General features: G+C 37.2%; 19 protein-coding genes and 2 pseudogenes. 5 read left to right on the top strand and 16 right to left on the bottom strand.

Annotated features, from left to right (window positions below):
- Positions 1 to 137: 137 nt before the first annotated feature.
- From NiCM35_RS13440 to NiCM35_RS13460, 5 genes are all read right to left on the bottom strand, one after another.
- Complete coding sequence (locus NiCM35_RS13440; protein ID WP_095329412.1) at positions 138 to 1,283, bottom strand: fused response regulator/phosphatase; 1,146 nt, start codon at positions 1,281 to 1,283, stop codon at positions 138 to 140.
- A gap of 207 nt (positions 1,284 to 1,490) precedes the next feature.
- A complete protein-coding gene (locus NiCM35_RS13445; RefSeq protein WP_433779766.1) occupies positions 1,491 to 2,336 on the bottom strand; it encodes a hypothetical protein in 846 nt (281 codons plus the stop codon).
- 313 nt (positions 2,337 to 2,649) lie between these two features.
- Positions 2,650 to 3,633, bottom strand: a complete 984-nt coding sequence (guaC, locus tag NiCM35_RS13450) for a GMP reductase (protein WP_095329414.1) — start codon at positions 3,631 to 3,633, stop codon at positions 2,650 to 2,652.
- 275 nt (positions 3,634 to 3,908) lie between these two features.
- Positions 3,909 to 4,559, bottom strand: a complete 651-nt coding sequence (locus NiCM35_RS13455; protein WP_163188375.1) for an SIMPL domain-containing protein — start codon at positions 4,557 to 4,559, stop codon at positions 3,909 to 3,911.
- 23 nt (positions 4,560 to 4,582) lie between these two features.
- Positions 4,583 to 5,020: a MarR family winged helix-turn-helix transcriptional regulator gene (locus NiCM35_RS13460; protein WP_235850236.1), complete on the bottom strand. Its 438-nt coding sequence runs from the start codon at positions 5,018 to 5,020 to the stop codon at positions 4,583 to 4,585.
- 109 nt (positions 5,021 to 5,129) lie between these two features.
- Between NiCM35_RS13460 and NiCM35_RS13465 the strand changes: the two genes are divergently transcribed.
- Positions 5,130 to 5,711 (top strand): NAD(P)H-dependent oxidoreductase, encoded by a 582-nt coding sequence (locus tag NiCM35_RS13465; RefSeq protein WP_095329417.1) that lies wholly within the window; start codon positions 5,130 to 5,132, stop codon positions 5,709 to 5,711.
- 515 nt (positions 5,712 to 6,226) lie between these two features.
- Here the strand turns inward: NiCM35_RS13465 and NiCM35_RS13470 are convergent.
- From NiCM35_RS13470 to NiCM35_RS13485, 4 genes are all read right to left on the bottom strand, one after another.
- Positions 6,227 to 8,233, bottom strand: a complete 2,007-nt coding sequence (locus NiCM35_RS13470) for a catalase (RefSeq protein WP_433779769.1) — start codon at positions 8,231 to 8,233, stop codon at positions 6,227 to 6,229.
- Between the two features lie 128 nt (positions 8,234 to 8,361).
- Positions 8,362 to 9,801: an NAD(P)-binding domain-containing protein gene (locus NiCM35_RS13475; protein WP_095329418.1), complete on the bottom strand. Its 1,440-nt coding sequence runs from the start codon at positions 9,799 to 9,801 to the stop codon at positions 8,362 to 8,364.
- Between the two features lie 228 nt (positions 9,802 to 10,029).
- Entirely contained in the window at positions 10,030 to 10,482 is a 453-nt protein-coding gene (locus NiCM35_RS13480) for a hypothetical protein (protein ID WP_095329419.1), read from the bottom strand.
- A complete protein-coding gene (locus NiCM35_RS13485) occupies positions 10,479 to 11,237 on the bottom strand; it encodes a hypothetical protein (RefSeq protein ID WP_095329420.1) in 759 nt (252 codons plus the stop codon). The genes NiCM35_RS13480 and NiCM35_RS13485 overlap by 4 nt, the downstream gene beginning before the upstream one ends.
- Positions 11,238 to 11,697: 460 nt before the next feature.
- Here NiCM35_RS13485 and NiCM35_RS13490 point away from each other — a divergent pair, with 460 nt between their 5' ends.
- Both NiCM35_RS13490 and NiCM35_RS13495 read left to right on the top strand, forming a co-directional pair.
- Positions 11,698 to 12,141, top strand: a complete 444-nt coding sequence (locus NiCM35_RS13490; protein WP_095329421.1) for a hypothetical protein — start codon at positions 11,698 to 11,700, stop codon at positions 12,139 to 12,141.
- Positions 12,129 to 12,416 (top strand): YxcD family protein, encoded by a 288-nt coding sequence (locus NiCM35_RS13495; protein WP_047940899.1) that lies wholly within the window; start codon positions 12,129 to 12,131, stop codon positions 12,414 to 12,416. The genes NiCM35_RS13490 and NiCM35_RS13495 overlap by 13 nt, the downstream gene beginning before the upstream one ends.
- Positions 12,417 to 12,479: 63 nt before the next feature.
- Here the strand turns inward: NiCM35_RS13495 and NiCM35_RS13500 are convergent, their stop codons facing one another.
- Together NiCM35_RS13500 and NiCM35_RS13505 are read right to left on the bottom strand one after the other, a co-directional pair.
- Positions 12,480 to 13,517 carry a PTS sugar transporter subunit IIC gene (locus NiCM35_RS13500; protein WP_095329422.1) on the bottom strand — a complete coding sequence of 346 codons (1,038 nt, stop codon included), beginning with the start codon at positions 13,515 to 13,517 and terminating at the stop codon, positions 12,480 to 12,482.
- A gap of 280 nt (positions 13,518 to 13,797) precedes the next feature.
- Positions 13,798 to 15,258: a sugar porter family MFS transporter gene (locus tag NiCM35_RS13505; protein WP_095329423.1), complete on the bottom strand. Its 1,461-nt coding sequence runs from the start codon at positions 15,256 to 15,258 to the stop codon at positions 13,798 to 13,800.
- 629 nt (positions 15,259 to 15,887) lie between these two features.
- Here NiCM35_RS13505 and NiCM35_RS13510 point away from each other — a divergent pair.
- Positions 15,888 to 16,268 carry a hypothetical protein gene (locus tag NiCM35_RS13510; protein ID WP_433779773.1) on the top strand — a complete coding sequence of 127 codons (381 nt, stop codon included), beginning with the start codon at positions 15,888 to 15,890 and terminating at the stop codon, positions 16,266 to 16,268.
- Positions 16,265 to 16,705, top strand: a complete 441-nt coding sequence (locus NiCM35_RS13515) for a hypothetical protein (RefSeq protein WP_433779775.1) — start codon at positions 16,265 to 16,267, stop codon at positions 16,703 to 16,705. Before NiCM35_RS13510 ends, NiCM35_RS13515 begins: the two co-directional genes overlap by 4 nt.
- Positions 16,706 to 16,781: 76 nt before the next feature.
- On the opposite strand, the gene NiCM35_RS13520 is transcribed toward NiCM35_RS13515, so the two are convergent.
- The 5 genes and pseudogenes from NiCM35_RS13520 to NiCM35_RS13540 all read right to left on the bottom strand — a co-directional run.
- Positions 16,782 to 17,465: a rhamnogalacturonan acetylesterase gene (locus NiCM35_RS13520; protein WP_095329424.1), complete on the bottom strand. Its 684-nt coding sequence runs from the start codon at positions 17,463 to 17,465 to the stop codon at positions 16,782 to 16,784.
- 37 nt (positions 17,466 to 17,502) lie between these two features.
- The gene (locus NiCM35_RS13525) at positions 17,503 to 18,240 is read right to left on the bottom strand and encodes an alpha/beta hydrolase (protein ID WP_164464024.1); all 738 of its coding nucleotides are present in this window, start codon (positions 18,238 to 18,240) and stop codon (positions 17,503 to 17,505) included.
- Positions 18,221 to 19,636, bottom strand: coding sequence for a glucuronate isomerase (uxaC, locus tag NiCM35_RS13530; RefSeq protein WP_095329426.1), 1,416 nt, complete (start codon positions 19,634 to 19,636; stop codon positions 18,221 to 18,223). Before uxaC ends, NiCM35_RS13525 begins: the two co-directional genes overlap by 20 nt.
- Positions 19,637 to 19,842: 206 nt before the next feature.
- Positions 19,843 to 21,321 (bottom strand): annotated as a pseudogene (locus tag NiCM35_RS13535) (UxaA family hydrolase); the annotation flags it as partial.
- 36 nt (positions 21,322 to 21,357) lie between these two features.
- A pseudogene (locus NiCM35_RS13540) lies at positions 21,358 to 22,770 on the bottom strand (tagaturonate reductase); the annotation flags it as partial.

Here is a 22,770-nt window from a genome sequence, read left to right on the forward strand (position 1 = left end):
GATAATAGAAGAATTAACACGAAAAAATAGAGAAAGGTGAATTTGAGTGGACTCAAATTCACCTTTCTCTTTATTAGAGGCTAGTTATGTCCCAGCCTCTTTTTTATTTATTTATGTAAATAATCAACAATACTATGTCAGTTACTTGCTTTTGCCTGGATCATTAAGACACACATATCATCTGGTTGATTAGACTGCTGTTCTTTTGTAAGTAAATAATCCATTACAGAACTAGTATGTTCCCATCTTTTGGAGGAAATAGAGCGGATTTGTTTTTCTGCCTCGAATTCACAAGGGCCTATCGCTTCCAATACTCCATCTGTATAAAGAATGATTTGGACATCTTTCTCAAAGGAAATCTCCTTTGTATTAATTTCCATTTCGTCAAAAAATCCTACTGCACAAGTACTTTGTTCTAAGGCAACAACATCATTTTCATCAACTAGCATATAGCCATAAGGGTGCCCAGCATTAACATACTTAACTGTCTTCTCCTTTGTGTCAATTACTAGATAAATAGCTGTAAAGTAAAAAGGCAGCCCTTCTTTATCATTTTTTAGTAAAGTCATATAGCGATTTAATTCTTTTATAACAAGGTCAGGCTCTACTAATTGTTTAACGGATTCTCTTAGGACAGAGGAGATAAACATGCATACTAAAGAGGCAGAAATGCCGTGCCCCATCATATCTAAAAGGATAATGGCATATTTATCTTCATCTATTTTATGCCAATAATACATATCACCTGCAAGGTTAAAAGAAGGCAGGTAAGAAACTTCAATATGCATATGCTCGTCTTGTAAAGGTGAGCTTAATAGGCTTCTTTGTACATGAGTGGCTAAGTCTAATTCATATTGAATCTTTTTTTCATGTTGGGTATGCCAATCCAGTTCGGCTTTTAATCGCAATGCAACGCGTATTCTTGCGAGGAGTTCAATTTTATTTAGAGGTTTTGTGATATAATCTACGCCGCCAATATCTAACGCTTCTGCGAGTTTATTTTTATCTTCTAATGCTGTGACAAAGATAATCTGAATATCTTTGAGATTTTCCACTTTTTTAATGCGTTTACAAGCTTCAATGCCATCAATCTCTGGCATCATAATATCAAGTAATATTAAGTCCACACTATTCCCTGTGGAGTTAGGAGCATCAAGTTGTAGATAATGAAATAATTCATTAGCTGAGGTTAGCGAGACGCAATCATCGTAACCAGCATTTTTAAGTATTTTTTCCATTACAAATAGATTGACAGTATTGTCATCTACTAAAAGAATAGTCATAATTCTTATAACTCCTTGTCTATTATGATGATAAGAAAACTTATGTATATCTTATTAATTAACAACCATCAATTATGTATAATAATAATTATAACGTTATTTATTAGATAATAATAATTATACGTCCTATATAAAGAGAAGAAATAATGGAGAAAAAATAAAAACATCGGAGCATATGTATTTTCTTTGCCTCGATGTTTTTATTTTTTAATTTTCTCTTAAAGTTAAATATCTCTTGGCTCGCATTGGATACACCCCTGCTGTAAGAAGCAGTGACCATGATGAATGTCCTTCTAAACGACCGATGGAACCATGAAGAATCAGCCCCAGAAATTTCTCTTCAATCGGAAAATTATTTACCTGAAATTGTTTCTTTGTGTGGAGATTAGAAAAATAAACGGTATCTCTTCTATCTATAGTGTTTATTTGAAAGAAATTATCCTCCACCTCTGTACATTTCTCTAGGAGCTGGCTAACTCTTGATAAATCTTTTTGATAATCCCAATCTGAAGCAAAAAATCGAGGATACATTTGTAGATATAATCTATTTAACAATTCCTCACATAACTTTAGCTCATGAAATGTCTGTTCATAAGAAGCTAACCTTTTTGTCCACATCGTTTTTTCCTTGTGATCCAGCCATATGGAAAAGTTTTTAAATTCAGATATAAAGTGCTGCATGCTATTACGTTCTTTGGAAATTTTTAAGGCATTGGGTAGGTGAATAAGGAGGAGTAACTCGATAAAAGATTTCTTACATTTATGCCAAGATGCAGGCATGTTATCTTCAAGATAGTCAGTGAGATAACTGGAGAATGTTCGAAGAAATTCATTGCGGAAATAATCAGTAGGATTTTCCTTTTTATATGCTATTAAATCATCTCCGTAATATTCATACAGTCCTCGATAACGCATATTAAATTGGGAGCTGATTTCTATTTTCTTTAGTATTTCACTTCTGCTTTGGGTGCCGGTAAGAGGAATCAGTTTAATTCTTGTTTCTGGAGATTTTTCTCGTTTGCGATGGTTTGTGTGGAAGGAAAAGCTCTTCATAAAAATACAATCAACCTTTCTTTTTCTATTTTATTTTTGGGGATACAGGAGGATTAATCTAGAGGTTAGTTATATTATACCTGGGATTTTAACCTATGTCACTCTCTTAATTGGCTGTTTTTGTAAAATCAGAGAGAGTGGGACAAATGAAAGTATAGAATGGATAAAGACGAACAGTCTTTAAGTTATTAGTGAAAAAGTGGAATGTCCTTCGCTCCTTTCCACTCCGTGTTTAATCAAAAAGCCCAAACACTTATACGAAAAATTTTACTAGCATCTCCGTAGAAGGTTTGGGGTTATTTATATGCTAATTTTAATACACTTTATCTCCATTAAAAATAGAGTTTTTTACGATAACATAATCTACATTGCGAATGGCATCTAATTTGTTTCCACCAGCATAAGAGATAGAGGATTGAAGATCTTGTTCCATTTCTGTTAACGTATCTTGCAAGTGACCTTTATGCTCTACATACATTTTTTTGCCTTCCACGTTTTTCTTTTCTCCCTTTTGAAACTCAGAAGCAGAACCGAAATACTCCTTATAAAGCTTTCCATCTTTTTCAATTGTTTCTCCTGGAGATTCTTCATGTCCAGCGAAAAGAGAGCCAATCATAACCATTGTTGCCCCAAAGCGAACGGATTTTGCAATATCCCCATGTGTGCGGATACCACCGTCTGCAATAATAGGTTTGCTTGCAGCTTTTGCACACCAACGCAATGCAGCTAACTGCCAGCCGCCTGTTCCAAAACCTGTTTTAATTTTGGTAATGCAAACTTTACCAGGGCCGATACCTACTTTCGTTGCATCTGCACCAGCATGTTCAAGCTCTCTTACTGCTTCAGGAGTTCCCACATTACCAGCAATAACGAAGCACTTTGGTAAGTGCTTTTTGATGTGTTTAATCATGGCAATGACTGCATTAGAATGACCATGAGCAATATCGATTGTAATAAATTCAGGAACCAAGTTTTCTTCTGCTAATTGTAATATAAAGTCGTACTCTTCCGTTTTTACCCCAACGCTGATAGAAGCAATTAATTCACGAGATTGCATATCACGGATAAAAGCCTTGCGCGTTTCTGGCTGGAAACGGTGCATAATATAGAAATAGCCATTTTCAGCTAAGTATACAGCGATTTTTTCGTCGATGATAGTTTGCATATTGGCAGGAACGACGGGAAGTTTAAATGTGTGACCGCCTAGTGTAACGGTTGTATCACATTCTGAACGACTATCCACAATACATTTAGCGGGAATTAATTGTATATCTTCGTAATCAAACACGTTATCCATTAAATACACTCCTAAATACGAATATTAAGGTCGGTTTGTTTAATAAACGTTCGACCATTAGGTACTTTACATTATTTTGATCAGGATGTCAAAGATTTTTCATATAATGGGGAAATTTTTATTGAAACGTTATCATTTTGAAGAGGATATATTACATAAAGGAATGGGACGAAAAAATGCCTTTTATCAGAAGATAGAAGGCATTTTCAAGTGTAAGGATCTGATTTATAACGGGAAATACAGCTCATAGCTAGGTGGGAGGGAGAGAAATGTGTTTAGTAAGAAAATTTGACCTCAACCGTAGCATCAATGGTTAGCTGTCCTGGTTCTAGATTAGTAGAAACTCCTCCAATCTCCGCAAATGACATTTTTGCTAATGGCATAGGAATACTAGAACCAGATGGGATTTCTATAACCTTTACAGGGATAGGATCGATGGTTATACGCAGAGTTTCAGCAATGGCTCTTGCCTTTGACAAAGCATCTTTAATTGCTCCTTGAAGTGCTCGTTCGTAATGTTCGGAACGATTGCTGACATCAAAGTGAATACTCATGACTTGATTAGCGCCATTTTGTACGGCTGTATCAATAACCGTACCTGCAAGCTGAATGGTTTCGACAAGAATAGCTAGCAGATGGGTTACTCTATAATTTTTGAATACTTGTTGATTTTCCACAAAGTCATATTGCGGAAAAATAGTATAGTCTATTGTTTGGATATTGGAGGAAGGAATGCCTAAACCTAAAATAGCTGTAATAACCTGTTGATGGAGACGGGCATTTTCTTGCTGTGCAGTTGTTACATTTTTCGATTCTGTATTAATACCAAGCGTTATTTTACAAATATTTGGTTCCAGCGACAATTTACTATTTCCATATACCGTTAAGCTTCTTTTAGGTGGTAAAAAGGAGGAGGGCTGGTACATGATTATTCACCTCTGTATATTTATTAAAAAAACACTTTGCCTTGTAATAATGCCATCGCAGTATTTATTTCCTCTAATTCTTCAGCAGAAAGGTGGTCTATTCGTTTCTTTAACTTATTTTCAATTTCAACAAAAACGTGATTCATTACCTTTTTTCCTTCATCTGAAAGCGACATATATTGTTTTCTGCGATCCTTTTCATTTGTAAATTTCCTAATTAGATTTTTTTCTGTTAATTTCTTTAATTCTCGGCTTGTATTTGGTAGTGATATTTGCAGACAGTTGCTGATTTCACTTAGGATAACGGGCTGATTAATGGAAACATATTCAAGAATACTATACTGAATGGGAGTTAAATCATTTGGTCTTAAATCATTGGTTAACGCATGCTTTAGTTGGTAAACAGAAGCAGTAAATGTTATAACTTTTTGAAAAAATTGCTCTTCGTTCAAAAAAATCACCTCAAAGGTAAGATAGCATAAAAAGTTATCAAATAACAATTATCAATTGATAACTAGTTTGTTAGATGGTAGTATAGTTATCAAATGACAACTATGTGGGAGGGGTTTTATGAACGTATTAATTGTCTTTACTCATCCAAACAAGGAAAGCTTAAATGGCGCCTTTTTGAAAAATGTAGTAAAAGGATGCAAGGAAAACGGCTTAATAAAAGATATACAGCTTTTAGATTTATATGAAGAAAATTTTAATCCTATCTTATATTTTGATGAAAAGAATAAAAGACGCCATATGCATAAAAATCCTGTTTTTGCTAAATATAGAGAGCTGTTATTATGGGCGGATAAAGTGGTCTTTATTTATCCAATTTGGTGGGGGAGGCCGCCAGCTATGTTACTTGGATACTTTGATCAAGTTTTCTCAGCTCATTTTGCCTATAAGAATACAGGTAAATATACAGCGAAGGGGTTATTAAAAGGAAAGTCGGTCATTTGTATCTCCACGATGAAAGGACCGAGAATGTATCCATTCTTCCTTTTACATAATGTTCATAAAAATCTCATGAAAAAAGCCGTATTTCAATTTGTAGGAATGAAGAAAGTAAAGTTTTTTGAATTTGGAAACATGGAAGCATCCGGACAAGCGAAAAAGCTAGAAAGGATTTATCGATACTTTAGAAAGATGAATAGTTGAACGGTGGAATTGATTCTATTTTATAAAAATAAGACAGCCTTTTTCTTCTAAAAGTTAGATAATCTATGGACTTGTCTACGGGATAAAAGGATGGTTTGCAACATGGAGAGCTTATAAATATAAAGATGGAGGGAAATAAAAAAGAGGGAGAGACATAAGTGCTTCAATCAAATATAACCACGAACAATTATACATACACACTAATAAATATTGGTATAATTGTTCGCGGTTTAATTAACTTTAAGAAAGAAGGTTTGGGGTGATCACCCGCAGTCTGAATACACTTCGCTTTCCATGGGGCGAGCGCCAAGCCTCCTCGTTCCTGCGGGTGTTTGGACTTTCTCGAGTCTATGTGTATTTAGTCTGCTCCGTTTTTTTCCTAGTAATTTTAGTTTGCTTAAAAATTAAATAATCTTTAAAAACGGAGTGAAATGGAATGAATTGGTTTCACCACTAAAGTAGAGATTGTTCATCTTTATCTATTAAAAATTTTGTTTTGTCCCAGTCGCTTTTTATTATATAGTTCTATTCCAGAATCGAGCTTCCGCTATACCTGTAATAAAGTCATTAATCGTATTTTTAGCAAGATCGAATATACCTGGTTCATGTATTGTTATGCGGCTCTTTTCTAATACCGCATAATTATTAAGGGAAATACCTAAAGGTTTATAATGATTAAAAGTCATTTCGATAAATTCAATAGCTTTCGTTTCCAGCTTCGTACTGGTGCTAATAAGTAGTGCAGCATCAAATAGGCTCGCATCAGCAGTATCGTATGTGTCCGTTACTTTTAATTCTCCGTCTATCGTACGCAGATTTTTATCCACGATGCTGAAATTCACTTTATTCGCTGCTAATGTTTGAACCCATTGAAGTAATTGGGCGTTGTCCGGCTCGCCGTTTAAAAGAATTGCTACACAACGAGTGTCAGGTTTCTTTATGGTATTCGCCATGCTTAAGGCTGGAGATTTCTTAGCTGACTTTACTTCTAGGTTTTCTTGAGGTAATGCTGCTCCAATGTTTTTGGCCACTTCTTCCGCAATACTGCGATCAATTCGATTAAGGAGAGCGACTGCATTGTTTTTCACCGCTTCTGATTTACACTTTCCAAGTTCAAAGCTAAAAGCATCTTTTAGATGTTGTTGTTCAAATGGTGCTAAGCTATTATAAAAAAGTTTAGCTTGTGAATAGAAATCAAGGAAACTTTCACTACGGCCTCTAACTTTTCTACCATCTACTTTTTCTTGGTAGTGTTCATAACCGCCTTGCTCAACAGATACTGGTTCTGGCTGATTATTATTCAAGGCATTCTTATGATAGCTTGTTTGTCCATGGTGGATGGTCATTTGATGCATACCATCCCGTTGGTTATTGTGAAAAGGACAAACTGGTTGGTTAATCGGAATTTGGTGGAAATTAGGTCCGCCAAGTCTAGACAATTGCGTATCTGTGTAAGAGAATAGACGTCCTTGTAATAATGGATCATTAGAAAAATCGATTCCTGGAACAACATGCCCAGGATGGAAAGCAACTTGTTCTGTTTCCGCAAAGAAATTATCGACATTTCGATTTAAGGTTAGCTTTCCAACGATTTTAACAGGAACCTCCTCTTCTGGCCATATTTTTGTAGGATCTAATATATCGAAATCAAAGGCAAATTCGTCTTCTTCAGGAATGAGTTGCAAACCGAGCTCCCATTCAGGATAGTCGCCCTTATCGATCGCCTCGTATAAGTCTTGGCGGTGGAAATCGGGATTTTTTCCAGCAGCCTTTTGTGCTTCATCCCAAACCTGTGAATGAATGCCGAGCTTTGGTTTCCAATGAAATTTAACAAAATGAGCTTGCCCCTCTTTATTTATAAGGCGGAAGGTATGTACTCCGAAACCTTCCATCATGCGGAGGCTACGCGGGATAGCACGATCGCTCATTGCCCACATCACCATATGGGCTGATTCATGATTTTGACCAATGAAGTCCCAAAATGTGTCATGTGCACTTGCTCCTTGTGGAATTTCATTATGTGGTTCAGGTTTTACAGCATGCACAAAATCAGGAAATTTAATGGCGTCTTGAATGAAGAAGACGGGAATGTTATTGCCAACTAAATCATAATTCCCTTCATCTGTATAGAATTTAACAGCAAATCCTCGTACGTCTCGAACGGTATCATTAGAACCTCTAGATCCTTGGACAGTAGAAAAACGAACAAATACAGGTGTAGTTTTATTTGTATCATTTAAGAAGTCAGCTTTCGTGTAGGCTTCAAGGGATTCATATAATTGAAATACGCCGTGTGCACCAACTCCTCGGGCGTGAACAATGCGCTCAGGAATTCGTTCATGGTCAAAGTGAGTCATTTTTTCTCGAAAGTGAAAGTCCTCCATTAAAGTGGGACCTCTTAATCCTGCCTTTAAAGAGAATTCATCTTCTGCCATTTTTAAGCCTTGATTGGTTGTTAACCCTGCATTTTGTTCATTATCAATGGTGTATTTTTTTAACTGGTCTATTTTTTTATTTTCCATTTCAATACCCCCTAAATGATAGTATGTATCAGTTATAATCGTTATTTTTAATTAATACCCAGCATCCTGTATTTAAAACACGGCAAAATAAACAAGCTAAGACTGCATAAAAGAGTCTTAGCTTGTTATTAAATAACTTTAGAGGGATCCTTTTGGTTCACAGGCCATTCTCCAGTGAATTCTTCTGTATCGTATTCAAAAAAATCTTTTAAATTCATGTCTCTATCATCGAGAAATAGTTCATCCGTAACGGCTTTAACAATACGGGGAATGCCATATCTCATGCCAGATAATGCAGAAGCAGATAAACCACAGCTAATAAGGGCAGCATAATTAAACGAGTATATACCGTGAAGCAATGCTTCTCCTTCTGTGTCACGGCTAATGAAAGAAAAGCCATAGCTTAAATAAGGATGTGCATCAAGCATAGGAGATGCTATTGCCTCCGGGGCTTTATAGCGATCTTTCCAACGGGCTATATGCTTTTCGATTAAACGTAGTTCTGGCCGCAGTTTGGGATCTGTTAATAAACCTGTGCTAATGATTAAGTAATCAAATAAAAACCTTCCCTTTGGTGTAGTTACTTCTGCTTGCTCTCCTTTTTGGGCTACTTTCAGCCAGGGAGAACCGAGATGCAAATGGAAACCAGGCCAGGAAGACGCTCGATTAAAAGTATCATTTGTTGGTGGTTGGTTATGCTGGAAAAAATGGGCCATGCCAGCATATTTTTCGTCATCTGCTAAGGCAGGAAAATGTTCAATCATTCCAGATGCTTCCATTTGCCTAATCGGATTAATGCGTTGCATTTTATGACGGCGAACATATACATGTGCTTGGGCTACCCCCTGTGATAAAGCGAAGTTGGCATTGTCAAATGCAGATGCACCTCCACCTAAAATGGCAATCTTTTTTCCTTTTAAGGAAGAGAAGTCGATGGATGAAGAAGTATGAGTATATAAAGAAGAAGGTAGATTGTCGGATATCATGGCTGGGACATGCCATTCCCCTCCACCTTGGATGCCGGTTGCTAGAATTATCTTTCGAGTGAGTAAGGAAGATGAAATAGTCCCCTTTCTTTTAATATGGAGTCGGTGTATCCCTTTTTCTAATGGTTCAATTAAAGTCAATTTAACTTCATTTTGAACAGGTAATTGCAGAATGTTACGATACCATCTCAGGTAATTCATCCATTCCCCACGAGGGATTTTGTCGATTTTTTCCCATCCTTCTCTACCAAATTGTGCCTCCCACCAGGATCGAAAGGTAAGAGAAGGGATACCAAGGTCGATGGAAGTTAAATGTTTAGGAGTACGTAAGGTAACCATACGAGCATAGGTTTTCCATGGTCCTTCCCATCCTTCTTTATTCTCATCGATAACAAGAATGTTCGATACTCTTTCGCGTAAAAGACCAAATGCAATCCCTAGGCCAGATTGTCCACCCCCAACGATGACTACATCGAAAACATGTCCCTCTGCGTGAATTTTTGGACGAACCCAGTTTTCTCCTCCGTAATTAAGATAAGCTAGATCTGTTTGTACACGTTTATTTAAGTCATCTAAGCTCATTTTACATTCCTTCCCCCTTTCACAATTGATGTAAGGATTCCTTACATTAACATACCATGCCAATATATTAACATGTTCTTTTGCATTTTGTATGGATAAAATATCTAAATTTTCTAAAATATTTTGGTCAATTCGTTTAAAAAAGATGTTCACCAAAAAAACGAATAGCAACAAAAGCTGAAAACCTTACTAATTAGATTTTTGGCTTTTGTTATTATTCGTTTCTTTTTATAATCTTTTTCTCATTCCAACGCTTAGTGCTTTATGTTTCCATAAAATCTCCTTAATTAATGGAGCAACTTCTTTTGTGCTTTGAATAAGCACAATGATTTCAGGCAAGCTTTGAGACAGCTTGTTCTTTTTCTTCCGATGGAAAAGATAATACAGAGAATAACCACAAAAAAAACCGATAATAGCAGCGAGAAGACCACTAAAAATAGGTCCTAAAATTAATTTAAAGCCAATACTAGCACCAATGACAGCCATACCTGTAGCAAAAGCAATACCAATTTCAAAAGAAGAAACATGGATATCGGCAGAAGCCTTTTTTTTCCTACTAATAGGAGGGAACTCATTCATATATAGGACCATCATTTCTTCTGGTGGAACACCTAGTGCTTCCATTTCAGAAAGTGCACGTTCAATTTCAATAGATGGCTGGAAAGTTCCGACAATAATCATCCCTTTACACCTCTTATGCTAAATTTGGAACCGACATATCTGTCTGTTAAGCGTTTTTGCTGTGATTCTTTTGCAAGAATATTATGTTGGACGCAGGTTATATAGGAATGATAAACGGCTCCACCTAATACGGAAGGCATAAAAAGTAGCCAATGTGGGTGTAATATAGCAGTAGAATAAGCAAAATCACCAGTAATGGTCAGAATTATAGCTTTATGTGCATGTGATAATAAAATATATATCCACCACCAGAATATTGCATAAAATCCTAAAAATATTCGGTGATTGTACAATTGGCCCAATCCAGGAAAGAAAAGTGAGTAGAAGACACCTAAAAGAGGGCTCTTATTTTGTAAATATTGTATTTCAAATGGGAATATCTCTACGCTGGCTAAATCAGGTGTGGATAATTCAATATACTTATTTAACTGTACAGCAGAGCGGTAACTATCGCCTATTGTTATTAAATAGATCACAATATATCCAATCATCCAATCTAAATGAATAACGGATCTTGCTAATTCTATTTCTCCACAAAAAGAGTAAACCATCGCTTCATTAATATTAGCACCTGTATTAATAATTACTTCTAAAACAGTCAGCAATGTTGCACGGGCATACTGATTAAGAAGATAATGTCCAAATCCAGGGAAAACAGCAGACCACCAAGCAACAATACTTGGCTTTTGATACATTAAATAGGTGATACCTGCTGTGCTATATTTTGCTTTTGGAAAGGTTAATGTTGCGCTCATTTACATACCTACTTACTAATTTTGGAATTATATATATAGGGTGTGAAAATAAGTTAATCCTATACATTGATTTACAAAAAATAGGAGGTTTAATTTTTAGTAGTTAGCGGAATCTCAGGAAACATGGGTGAAGAGGCTTACACCATATAAGTTGACTAGACAAGTTGTTTATATTAAAATGTATATATATTTAAAAATTGTATACTCCAAAGGGGAGTAGCTTACAGTTACGTCGTCAATACGCGATTAAATCGCCGGCTTAACTGGCAACGAGATGTTGTTTGCGAGACCTTTGCCGTTCTTGGTAAAGGGATAAATAGATAGAAATTTAGAAGCCTTTACCAAATCAATGGAAGGGCTTTTTATTTTTCTTGCAAATACTAAGGAAGCAAGGAGAATGATAAAGTCTATAAATTAGTATGTCAATTTCAAAACAATTTTTTAGGAGGAATAGAAAAACATGAAGAAAATTTTGTCAGCAATTCTCACGTTAGGTTTAGTTTTATCTCCAGTAAGTATAGTATTTCAAGACTCTGTAACAACAGTAGAAGCAAAGTCTTATAAATCTGGGAAACGAAGCTTCAATAACAACAATAATAGTAATACAAATTCATTTTTCCAAAAGAAAAATAATACAAATGATACGTCAAAATCTAATCAATCAACGACAGCGAAAAAATCTGGTGGCTTCTTCTCAGGTGGAGGCTTAATGAGAGGGTTAATGGTTGGAGGACTTGCCGGTCTGTTGTTTGGCAGCCTTTTCGCTAATATGGGAGCATTTGGGTCTATATTAGGGCTTTTCATTAATGTTCTTGCGATTGTATTAGTATTCAATTTAATTAAAAGGATATTTACTTTCTATCGAAACAAAAAAAGAGAGGAAGCAAATAATTGGAGAAATTAATCATTCCAGAACAGGATATTATCAATGCAATCTGCGTCTATGTAGCACGAAAAAAACAAGTGCGACCAGAGGAAGTAGAAGTAGAGCTAATGTATGATGATGATTATGGCTTTTCAGCAGAAGCATATGTACATGATCGAAAACAAGTCCTTATCACTCAAAATATGATTGAAGCACTCAGATTGTGGTTAGATGAATATTTAAATATGGACCCATATATGGGGTTGAAATTAGTGTTAGATGATGAAGAGGGCATTATCGCTATAGCAAAGTAGAGAAAAAAAGTAGAGGATACCAGGCTTTAAAGACTGGTATCCTCTACTTTTTCTGACTAAAATTTAATCAAAGTTTAATTTATAATCGTCTGATTTAATCATTTTTAATTTTTTTGAAAAAATATACAGTAGGAATACATTTAAAAGAAATGGAATAATTAAAAAGGTAGAAACCATAATCGTAATGTTTTTACTAGTCCAACCGCCATCAGCTAAGCGCATAAAATTCATAGGTCCGACTAATCCCGATAATCCAAAACCAGCACTATAAGGAGTTCCCTGTATATTTAAATAGCCAGCCAATCCACCCAACACAGCAGCGGTAATAATCATTGGAATAACAATCTTAGGTTTCATAAAGAAATTACCCATTTGTATTTTAGGGGATCCCAAAACATGTGCTAACGCAGTACCTAAAGAGTTTGCTTTATAGCTTGCAATAGCCAGCCCAATACCTGCTGCCACAATGCCAAGGTTTGCTGCTCCTGAGCCAACTCCTGACAGAGATATAACGGTTGCTACACCTACTGTTGAGATAGGCGAAAGAATAATTAAACAGAACAAGACAGCGATAATGATACCCATGAGAATTGGCTGTAAGTTTGTAACATTTTCGATTGCGATGCCAATTAATCCAGTACTAGATTTCATATATGGTAATAATAAGTACCCAGCCATTCCTGGGATTAATATACATAATGTTGGTAATAGAAGAATAGAATAGGCCTTCAAGCGGTCACCGATAAAACGGACAAATAATACCGCAAGCGCTGCGGTTATACCTGTGTTCAAAACAACTCCTATACCATTTAACGTAAATAACCCTTCCGCTGTTTTTTGCACAACACCACTACCAACCATTGCAGCAATACCGATACTAGCTGTCTGTATAGAGGATAGCTTAAAGGATATTCCTACCATTACACCAATAAGCACGGGCAATAAACTCATAATAAATGCAGTAATATCTAATACGTGCTGAAGCGGAGGAAAGAAAGGAATAAAGAGCTTTAAGATTTCACCAAGCAATGCATTTGGGATTAACGAGACAACAATTCCGATACTCATACCATTTAATAATTTACTGAAAAACTCTTTCACCTTAAACTCCCCATTTTCCTTGAATTTGGAGTTTATTATATGTAATAACTAGATAATCGTCAATGATTATTTTTAACGCTTCAACGCGAAAAAGTGCAAAAGTGAAAAAATGATTAGTGTTTTTTAATAAACTATATAAAATGAAATAAAATTATCTATTTTTTTATACAAATGTAAAATAAAATGTTTTAAAAAATGCAAAGTGTAAAAATAAGAAAGAGCTCCTCCTTTTCTAAGGGGAACTCTTTCATGAAATAATTGTATATTTCAATTCGTTTTTTTAAGAATGGAGTTGTTTTTCTCCAATAGTGGTTTTCTGAACACCACGGGAATTCTTATCAAAGTTTCGGAAATACTGTTCGAGCTGTTCTAATGTTTTTCCTTTTGTTTCTGGTAAGAATTTGCTAACAAATGTTATGGCAAATACTCCAAGTACGGCGAAAAGGAAGAATGAATTAGATAAGCCAATCTTATCGAGAAGAATCGGGAAAACTAAACCAATTATAAAGTTTGTTATCCATAAGCAAAATACGGAAACACCCATTCCTAATCCTCGAAGTTTTAATGGGAATATTTCTGCTAACATAAGCCAAGTTACTGGGGAGATGGCCCCTTGTTGAAATGCTAAGAAAGTAACCGTCATACTAAGTACAGCAATCGGTAGAATAGTTGTTCCGTTTAAAGTGAAGGAGAAAATCCCTATTAGTAGTAAGGTAGTTGTAGTACCGATTAGTCCGATAATTAACATTGGTTTTCTTCCTACACGTCCCAACAGCCAAATTCCGAGGAAAGTAGCCAATACAGAAATTACTCCATTGGCGATATTGGCAATGAGAGCGACCTCGGTAGAGAATCCAGTGCTTTCTAGTATTTGTGTTCCATAAAACATGATGGTATTTACCCCCGTGATTTGTTGAACGATGGCAATCCCAATACCAAGAAAGACAATTCTTCTAACCCAAGGAACAGCTAAATCTTTAAAGCCAACTTGTTCCACATGTGCTTCTGTTTCCACTGCTTTTTTTATTTGCTGTAGCTCTGCTTTTGCTCGTTTTTCTTTTCTAATATGCAATAATACACGAAAAGCATCTTTGAATCTGCCCTTTGATGCATACCATCTTGGGCTTTCAGGTACAACAAGCATTCCTATCCATAAGACAATAGCAGGTAAGGTGGCAATGACAAGCATATATCTCCAAGAGTTTCCTGCCCCATCCATTGTATTTCCAATAATAGCATTTGTAATGTAAGCAAGTAATTGACCACTAACGATCATTAGTTCATTTTGGGTTACCATTTGACCACGTTGTTCGGCAGGAGACATTTCTGCTAAGAAGGTAGGGACAGCAACTGATGCTCCTCCGACAGCGATACCGAGTAAGAAGCGGAAAGTAATCATGATGGGGACATTCGGTGCGAAAGTACATCCTAGTGTTGTAATCAGAAAAATAGCAGCTAAATATAAAATAACTTTTCTTCGTCCATAGCTATCCGCGAGTTTCCCACTGAACATCGCTCCGAATGCCGCTCCAAATAAGAGCGAGCTAGTAACAAGACCTTCAGTTACTGCATTGAGGTTTAGCTGATCTGGACGAGCCATATAGGGTAAGGCCCCATTAATAACACCAGTATCAAATCCAAAAAGAAGACCACCAAATGTAGAGATAATGGCAATGATTTTTAAATTATTTTTCTTATTTGTGTTGGTGTTCCTACTGTCAGGGTTTAATTGGTCACTCATAGTATTTACTTTCTCCTCCTCTTATAATAATGCTTTTTTATAGTGTTCATTATTATCGTTGTATTTGAAAGGTAAATCGAAGTTCATCTCCTTTGCTAGCTGGTCGTTCTATCCCTATTAAAATTAGAAATCTTGTACGGCGAAAGGCAATTATTTTACTTGCATAGTAAGAGGGATAAAAATTTTTCATTATTCTTTTATAAAACGTATATTGTTTTGGCTATGTAAGGGATAGGCTTACCAATACATTACCCCGATAAAAATTTTTGAAAACATCTTTACGTACAGGTGAATTTTTTTTCACTAGAGTTATTATCTTGCATTTTTATATAGTGCCGATGCTCAAATAAAAGAATAACAATAATGTGTGAGGGCCGCTCTTTTTAGGGAGGGCATTTATTTTAAGCCTATTTCTATAAGAAAGTAGTGAAATTTGGAAAGATTTTCGGTGGGAGGAATAGATTAGTTAGAAACTAGTGAAAGGGAGGTAATATCTTTACAAATTAGAAGAGAAATCAGCCAAAGCGGAGAGGGAATCAGCCAAAGAGGAGAGGAAATCAGCCAAAGCGGGGAGGGAATCAGCCAAAGCGGAGGGGGAATCAGCCAAAGCGGAGGGGGAATCAGCCAAAGTGAGGAGGAAATCAGCCAAAGCGGAGAGGAAATCAGCCAAAGCGGAGGGGGAATCAGCCAAAGCGAAGGGGGAATCAGCCAAAGCGGAGAGGGAATCAGCCAAAGCGGAGGGGGAATCAGCCAAAGCGGAGGGGGAATCAGCCAAAGCGGAGGGGGAATCAGCCAAAGCGGAGAGGGAATCAGCCAAAGCGGAGGGGGAATCAGCCAAAGCGGAGGGGGAATCAGCCAAAGTGAAGGGGGAATCAGCCAAAGCGAAGGGAGAATCAGCCAAAGCAAAGGGGGAATCAGCCAAAGCGAAGGGGGAATCAGCCAAAGCGGAGAGGGAATCAGCCAAAGCGGAGGGGGAATCAGCCAAAGAGGAGAGGAAACAGCCAAAGTGAGGAGGAAATCAGCCAAAGCGAAGGGAGAATCAGCCAAAGCGGAGGGGGAATCAGCCAAAGTGAGGAGGAAATCAGCCAAAGCGGAGAGGAAATCAGCCAAAGCGGAGAGGAAATCAGCCAAAGTGAGGAGGAAATCAGCCAAAGCGGAGAGGAAATCAGCCAAAGCGGAGAGGAAATCAGCCAAAGTGAGGAGGAAATCAGCCAAAGCGGAGAGGGAATCAGCCAAAGCGGAGAGGAAATCAGCCAAAGTGAGGAGGAAATCAGCCAAAGCGAAGGGGGAATCAGCCAAAGCGGAGAGGAAATCAGCCAAAGTGAGGAGGAAATCAGCCAAAGCGAAGGGAGAATCAGCCAAAGCGGAGGGGGAATCAGCCAAAGCGGAGAGGAAATCAGCCAAAGCGAAAGGGGAATCAGCCAAAACGGAGGAGGAAATCAGTTAAAGCAAGCAGGATCCCCGTTTAGATAGGGATCATCTGCTTTTTATTTAATGGTGTTAACATGAGGTTCCCTCTTGAACTAGTATTTTAAGAATCTTTTTAAAGGTAGGTCACTTTCTTTTATTGCATTACATATCAGCTTGGCGACCGCTTCAGCACCTTGATTATTGAAATGAGTATCATCTTTTACTCCAATTGGATAATTGCTAGATTCATAGGCTTCAAGATGGAGAAAAAAGTTCCTGGATAAGTCTGGGCCTAGGGATTGAAAAAAGTCTATTGATTTTTTATGAATATCTAGAAGTGCTACTTTGGAGGTTTTGGCGAGTTCCCTCATAGCTTGTGGGTATTCACCAAGAGACATATGATCAATAAGCTGATTTCTAAAATGCCTTCGAGAAACGGAAGTAAGTAATACTGGGTGTGCATTATGCTTATTGGCGGTATGAATAAATGTATGCAAGTTTGTTTGATAGTCTCCGTATGGATCTGTACCGCGAGCTGGGTCATCTTTTTGGTCGTTGTGTCCAAATTGAATAAAGAGATAATCCCCAGGATGAATTGCCTCCTCAATGGCAGATAGTCGTCCTTCGTTTATAAAAGATTTTGTGCTTCTACCATTGACGGCTCTATTATCAATAACAATTTGGTCTGTGAAAAAGGTGGAAAGTTTTTCTCCCCAACCAGTTTCTGGACGCTTATCTGGTGTTTTTTCTGCGGCAGTAGAATCACCTGCTATAAATATAGTTATCTTGTCTGGCATTATTCTCCCTCCCATATGCAGTTTAATGAAATGATTATTATGACAAAGTAGTTTTTAACCAAGCTTCTGCTAAGCTCAACCAGCGATGGACATAGGGAGATTCCTCTGCTAATGCCAGCCCATGTTTTCCAGAAGGAAAAATATGATATTCAAAAGGAATGTTAAATTTGGCTAAGCTTTCCGCTAACATGATGGTATTTTGAACAGGGACTGATTGATCATCAGCAGTGTGCCATATAAAGGTGGGCGGCATATTTTCATCGACCAAATGTTCAATCGAATAAGCTTCTACTAAATGGTTAGGCGGATTTTTTCCTAAAAAATGCTCTCGGCTTCCAGAATGCCCATAAGGCTCCGTGAAGGTAATAACTGGATAGCATAAGACTAGCGCATTCGCACGATTGTTTATTTTGGTGCAAGCAAGACTGGCTAGATGTCCACCAGCAGAAAAGCCAAGCACACCTATTTTATTTTCTAATAAATTCCAATCCTTGGCATTGTTTCGTAGTTGGCTAAATACTTCTTCTAGTTCCTTTATAATGCTTGCATGATTGATTGTTCCAACAGGATAATGGAGAATTCCAGCATGATAACCAATCGAATGAAGCCATTTTACAATTGGCTGCGCCTCTTTTTCTGATAAATGGTGGTACCCTCCACCTGGACAAACGAGAATGAAGGGTCTCTTTTTATTATCTAAAAGGGAGAGATGTAATGTCATATGCTGATTTTCTTTGGAAATTTGGTTATAGTTATCATTGATGATTTTCAACATATGAACGCTCAAATCCGAAATATTGTTTAGCATTATGGTAGCTAATGTCCTTAACTAAGCTTCCAAGCAAGTCCTCGTCCTCCGGTGCTTCGCCTCGTTCGACAATTTCCCCGATAAATTCACAGAGCACTCGGCGGAAATATTCATGCCTTGTGTACGAGAGAAAGCTTCGTGAGTCTGTTAGCATTCCGACAAAGGTGGAAAGGAGACCAGTGTCACTAAGAACTGTTAATTGATGGCGCATCCCAGCTCTTGTATCGTTATACCACCATCCTGAACCTAGCTGAAGCTTTCCAGGCGTGTGTTTTTGAAAAGACCCCATTAAAGTAGCTAAAACAAAGAAGTCATTAGGGTTAAGGGAATAAAGAATGGTTTTCGGTAATTTCCCCTCTTTTTCTGCACGATCTAACAGACGCTGCAAAGGTATGGTAAGAGGGAGATCATTCATCCCATCATATCCAGTATCAGGGCCTAATTGGTCAAACATTGCTGAATTTGTATTGCGATATGCATGGATATGAAGCTGCATTGTCCAATTATGCTCATGATAAAAACAGATTAAGCGAGTTAAGGTTTCTGTACGATATGCACTGATTTCATATGGGGATAATGCTTCATTTTTAAATCTTTTTTGAAAAATCGATTCCAGTGTTTTCTCATCTGCTTCTTCATAGGTTAAGATATCCAGTGCATGATCCGATAATTTTCCACCCATTTGGTGGAAATAATCTACACGTGCTTTAAGTGCCTCTATTAATCCTTGATAGGAATTGATCGTAACATGTGATTGTATACTTAGCTTTTCTACCCATTCGATAAATCCATCTTGGTCAATATTTAATGCTTTATCGGGACGGAAAGAGGGAAGTACTTGAAAATGTCGTTCTTCATTCTTTAAGCGTTCATGGTAATGCAAATCATCAGTCGGGTCATCGGTCGTACAAACTACTTTAACATTTGAATGGATAATTATATTGCGACGCTTAAAGTCAGCGGTAGCCAATTTCTCATTGGCTAAATCCCAAATAAGAGGGGCATTCTCCTCATTCAGTAATAAATCTATACCAAAGAAACGTTTTAGCTCTAAATGGGTCCATGTATATAAGGGATTACCAATTGTTTTAGGGACTGTACGCGCCCATGCTAAAAATTTGTCATAATCAGAGGCATCGCCAGTAATATGAGTCTCTGGAATTCCGTTTGCGCGCATTAATCGCCATTTATAGTGATCACCAGCTAACCAGGCTTCCGTAAGGTTTTTAAAATTTTTATTCTCATAAATTTCTTTCGGATCTAAGTGACAATGATAGTCGATAATAGGCATCTGCTTTGCATGGTCGTGAAATAGTTTTTGCGCGATATCATTTTTTAATAGAAATTGGTCATTTAGAAACATTAGAATCCCTCTTTCGTTATTTTTATAATTTTTGTTTAATATTGCTTTTATTGTCTCAGTGCTCGAAAACTCAACATAAGATCAAAAAAAGGTAACAGAGAGAGCGTTAGCATCACTGCTTTCAATGAATGCACTACAGGTTAACACTATGTTTCTATCAATCTTCTCCACCTTAGCCAAACGCTTTTCATAAACCAATCAATCTGTTATAAAGTAACTCCTGTTTTAAAAATAGCGATTTCGCGAACGCCATTTGCTTCGTTGCGTGTTTTTTCTCCACTTGCGACCGCTATTACTTTTCCAATAAATTCCTCTAATACTTCATTCATTGGTCGCTCTAGTAAAGGACCGGCATTAAAGTCCATCCAATGCTTTTTATGTTCATAAATAGTAGAATTGGTTGCTACTTTTACAGTTGGAACAAAACTGCCAAAAGGCGTTCCTCGGCCAGTTGTAAATAAAACTAAATGACAATCAGCAGCGGCAAGCGCAGAAGAAGCTACTAGATCATTGCCTGGTGCTTGCAATAGGCTTAGCCCTTTTTTGGAGATTTTCTCTCCATACTGCAGTACATCCACAACCGGTGCTGTTCCAGCCTTTTGTGTACAGCCTAATGATTTATCTTCTAGAGTGGTAATCCCTCCCGCCTTATTTCCTGGGGAAGGATTTTCATAAACAGGCTCCCCATAAGAATGAAAGTAGTGTTTAAAATCATTGATTAAATGGACGATATCTTCGAAAACCTTTTCATCTTCTGCTCTAGCCATGAGCATTTGTTCTGCTCCAAACATTTCGGGGACTTCTGTTAGAATAGTGCTGCCGCCCTGGGAAATTAAGAAGTCTGAAAATGCTCCTAATAGCGGATTAGCCGTAATTCCAGAGAAACCGTCGGAACCGCCACATTTTAGACCAACATTTAGCTCAGCAATCGGAATAGGTTCCCTATGATCATTTCTAGCAGCTTCATATATTTCTTCTAATAGTTCTAAGCCTGCTTCTATTTCGTTGCCTACCTCCTGTGCAACTAAGAATTTAACTCTATTTCCATCATAATCTCCTAGTAACTCTCTAAATTCAGCAACAACGTTATTTTCACATCCCAATCCAAAAACAAGTACTCCGCCAGCATTCGGATGATTCACAGCATCTATTAATATACTGCGAGTATTTTCATGGTCTTCTCCTAATTGGGAGCAGCCGTAGGGATGCTTCAAAATGGTAATATTATCGAATGTACCTAAGCCAGGATGGAGAGCTTCAAATTCTTTCAGCATATATTCTGCTGTTCCGTTTACACAACCCACGGTCGGAACAATATATAAGTCATTGCGAATTCCTACTTTTCCATTTGCCCGTCTGTATCCTTGGAAGGTAAGCTCCTTTTTAGGGTATTTTACTTGATGGATATCTTGCTCATACGTATATTCAAGTTCTCCATCTAAATTTGTTTTTACATTATGCGTATGAAGCCAATCCCCCCGCGTAATCTCCGTCAGCGTATGTCCGATAGGATAGCCATATTTGATCACATTGCTAGATTTTTGAATATCAGTTAAGGCTATTTTATGGCCTTGGGGAATATCAGCTTTAGCTGTGATCGAGATGCCATCAAGATAGACTGTTTCCGCTGCGTTAATTGGTCTTAGGGCAACCGCGACATTGTCTCGCTCATTTAATTTTAATAGGGAAGGAGGCTGCTTTTCATTATTTAGCTTTTGTAATACAGCTCGAGCACCGTCTTTTCTAAGCATATGGATATATGCAGTTACTTCTTCCACAAGGTTAGGAATAGAGGTTAAGTCAGTATCCCATAAATTTTTGTCATTCAAAATAGTAAAAGCGATAGTTTCGGGATTTTCCCATGCGTTTGAAAAGGCTTCAAGGACTTCATCGCTATCTTTTGGTTTATATTGTGTTCCCCTGTAGGTTAGAAATAAAGCAGCAAGAGAAGCAGTCATGTATGGAGGCAATTGCTGCTGTTTTTCTTGGTATTTAATTAGCAGCGGTAATAAGCGTGCTTTATATTTAGAAACACTGTTTAAAGCAATGGATGATAATTCATGGCGGATAAAGGGATTTTTAAAGCGTTCGATTATAGAGTTTGCATATGCCTTTAAGTCATCTAAAGGGAGAGGTAATAATGGTATAATTTCTTGCTGCATTAATTGATTAATAAAGACCGCAAAATCTGCATCTTTCATCACATCTTCCACAGTTTCAAGACCAGCAAGTAATCCAAGTGGGACCATCGCTGTATGTGGACCATTTAATAAGTGAACCTTTCGTTCTCGATATGGTGTCATATCATCGGTTACCAGTACATTCAATCCCGCCCTTTCGAGTGGAAATGATTCTTTTAATTCTTGTGGACCTTCAATGACCCATAATAAATAAGGCTCTGCTTTAACCATTAAGTTATCAATATAGCCATGTTCCTCATTAAGCAGATTTGCTGTATCACGTGGATAACCTGGAACAATGCGATCTACTAAGCTGCAGCAGAATATATTTTCAGCATGAATCCAGCTAATAAATTCCTCTTCTAAATTCCATAGACTTGCATATTGTAAGACAATTTCTTTAAGTTGATCACCGTTACGATCGATTAACTCACAAGGAATAATCGTAAATCCTGGTTTTTTTAGTTGAAAGCGCTTGAATAGTAGGGCAGTAAGTTTTCCAGGAAAACTAGTTGAAGGTTGATCGATAGAACAATCCCTTTCATCAAATTGTATTCCAGCTTCTGTAGTATTAGAAATAATAAAGGTCAATTCTTCTTGTTCTGCCAATTGTAAATAATTTTCCCAGTCTTCATAAGGATTAATTAATCGATTAGCAGTTGTAATAATTTCACTCGTCTGAACCATTTGACCTTGATAGAACCCCTCAAGCACGACTGTATAAAGATAATCTTGTTCTTCTAAGGTTGGTTTAGAAACATGCTTGGTCGGCTTCACTAACACAGCACTACCGTTGAATAAATGCTGGTTATTCATTTGCTGTAGTTGCCAATTAAGAAATCCTCTCATGAAATTGCCTGAGCCAAATTGAATGACTTTTTCTGGAAAAATAGACAAATTAGGTTTTAATTGCTTTGAAAGCTTTTCCACTATAGTTCCTCCTTTTTTGCACAC

Source organism: Niallia sp. M35, assembly GCF_050971705.1.
Classification (GTDB): Bacteria; Bacillota; Bacilli; order Bacillales; family Cytobacillaceae; genus Niallia; species Niallia circulans_A.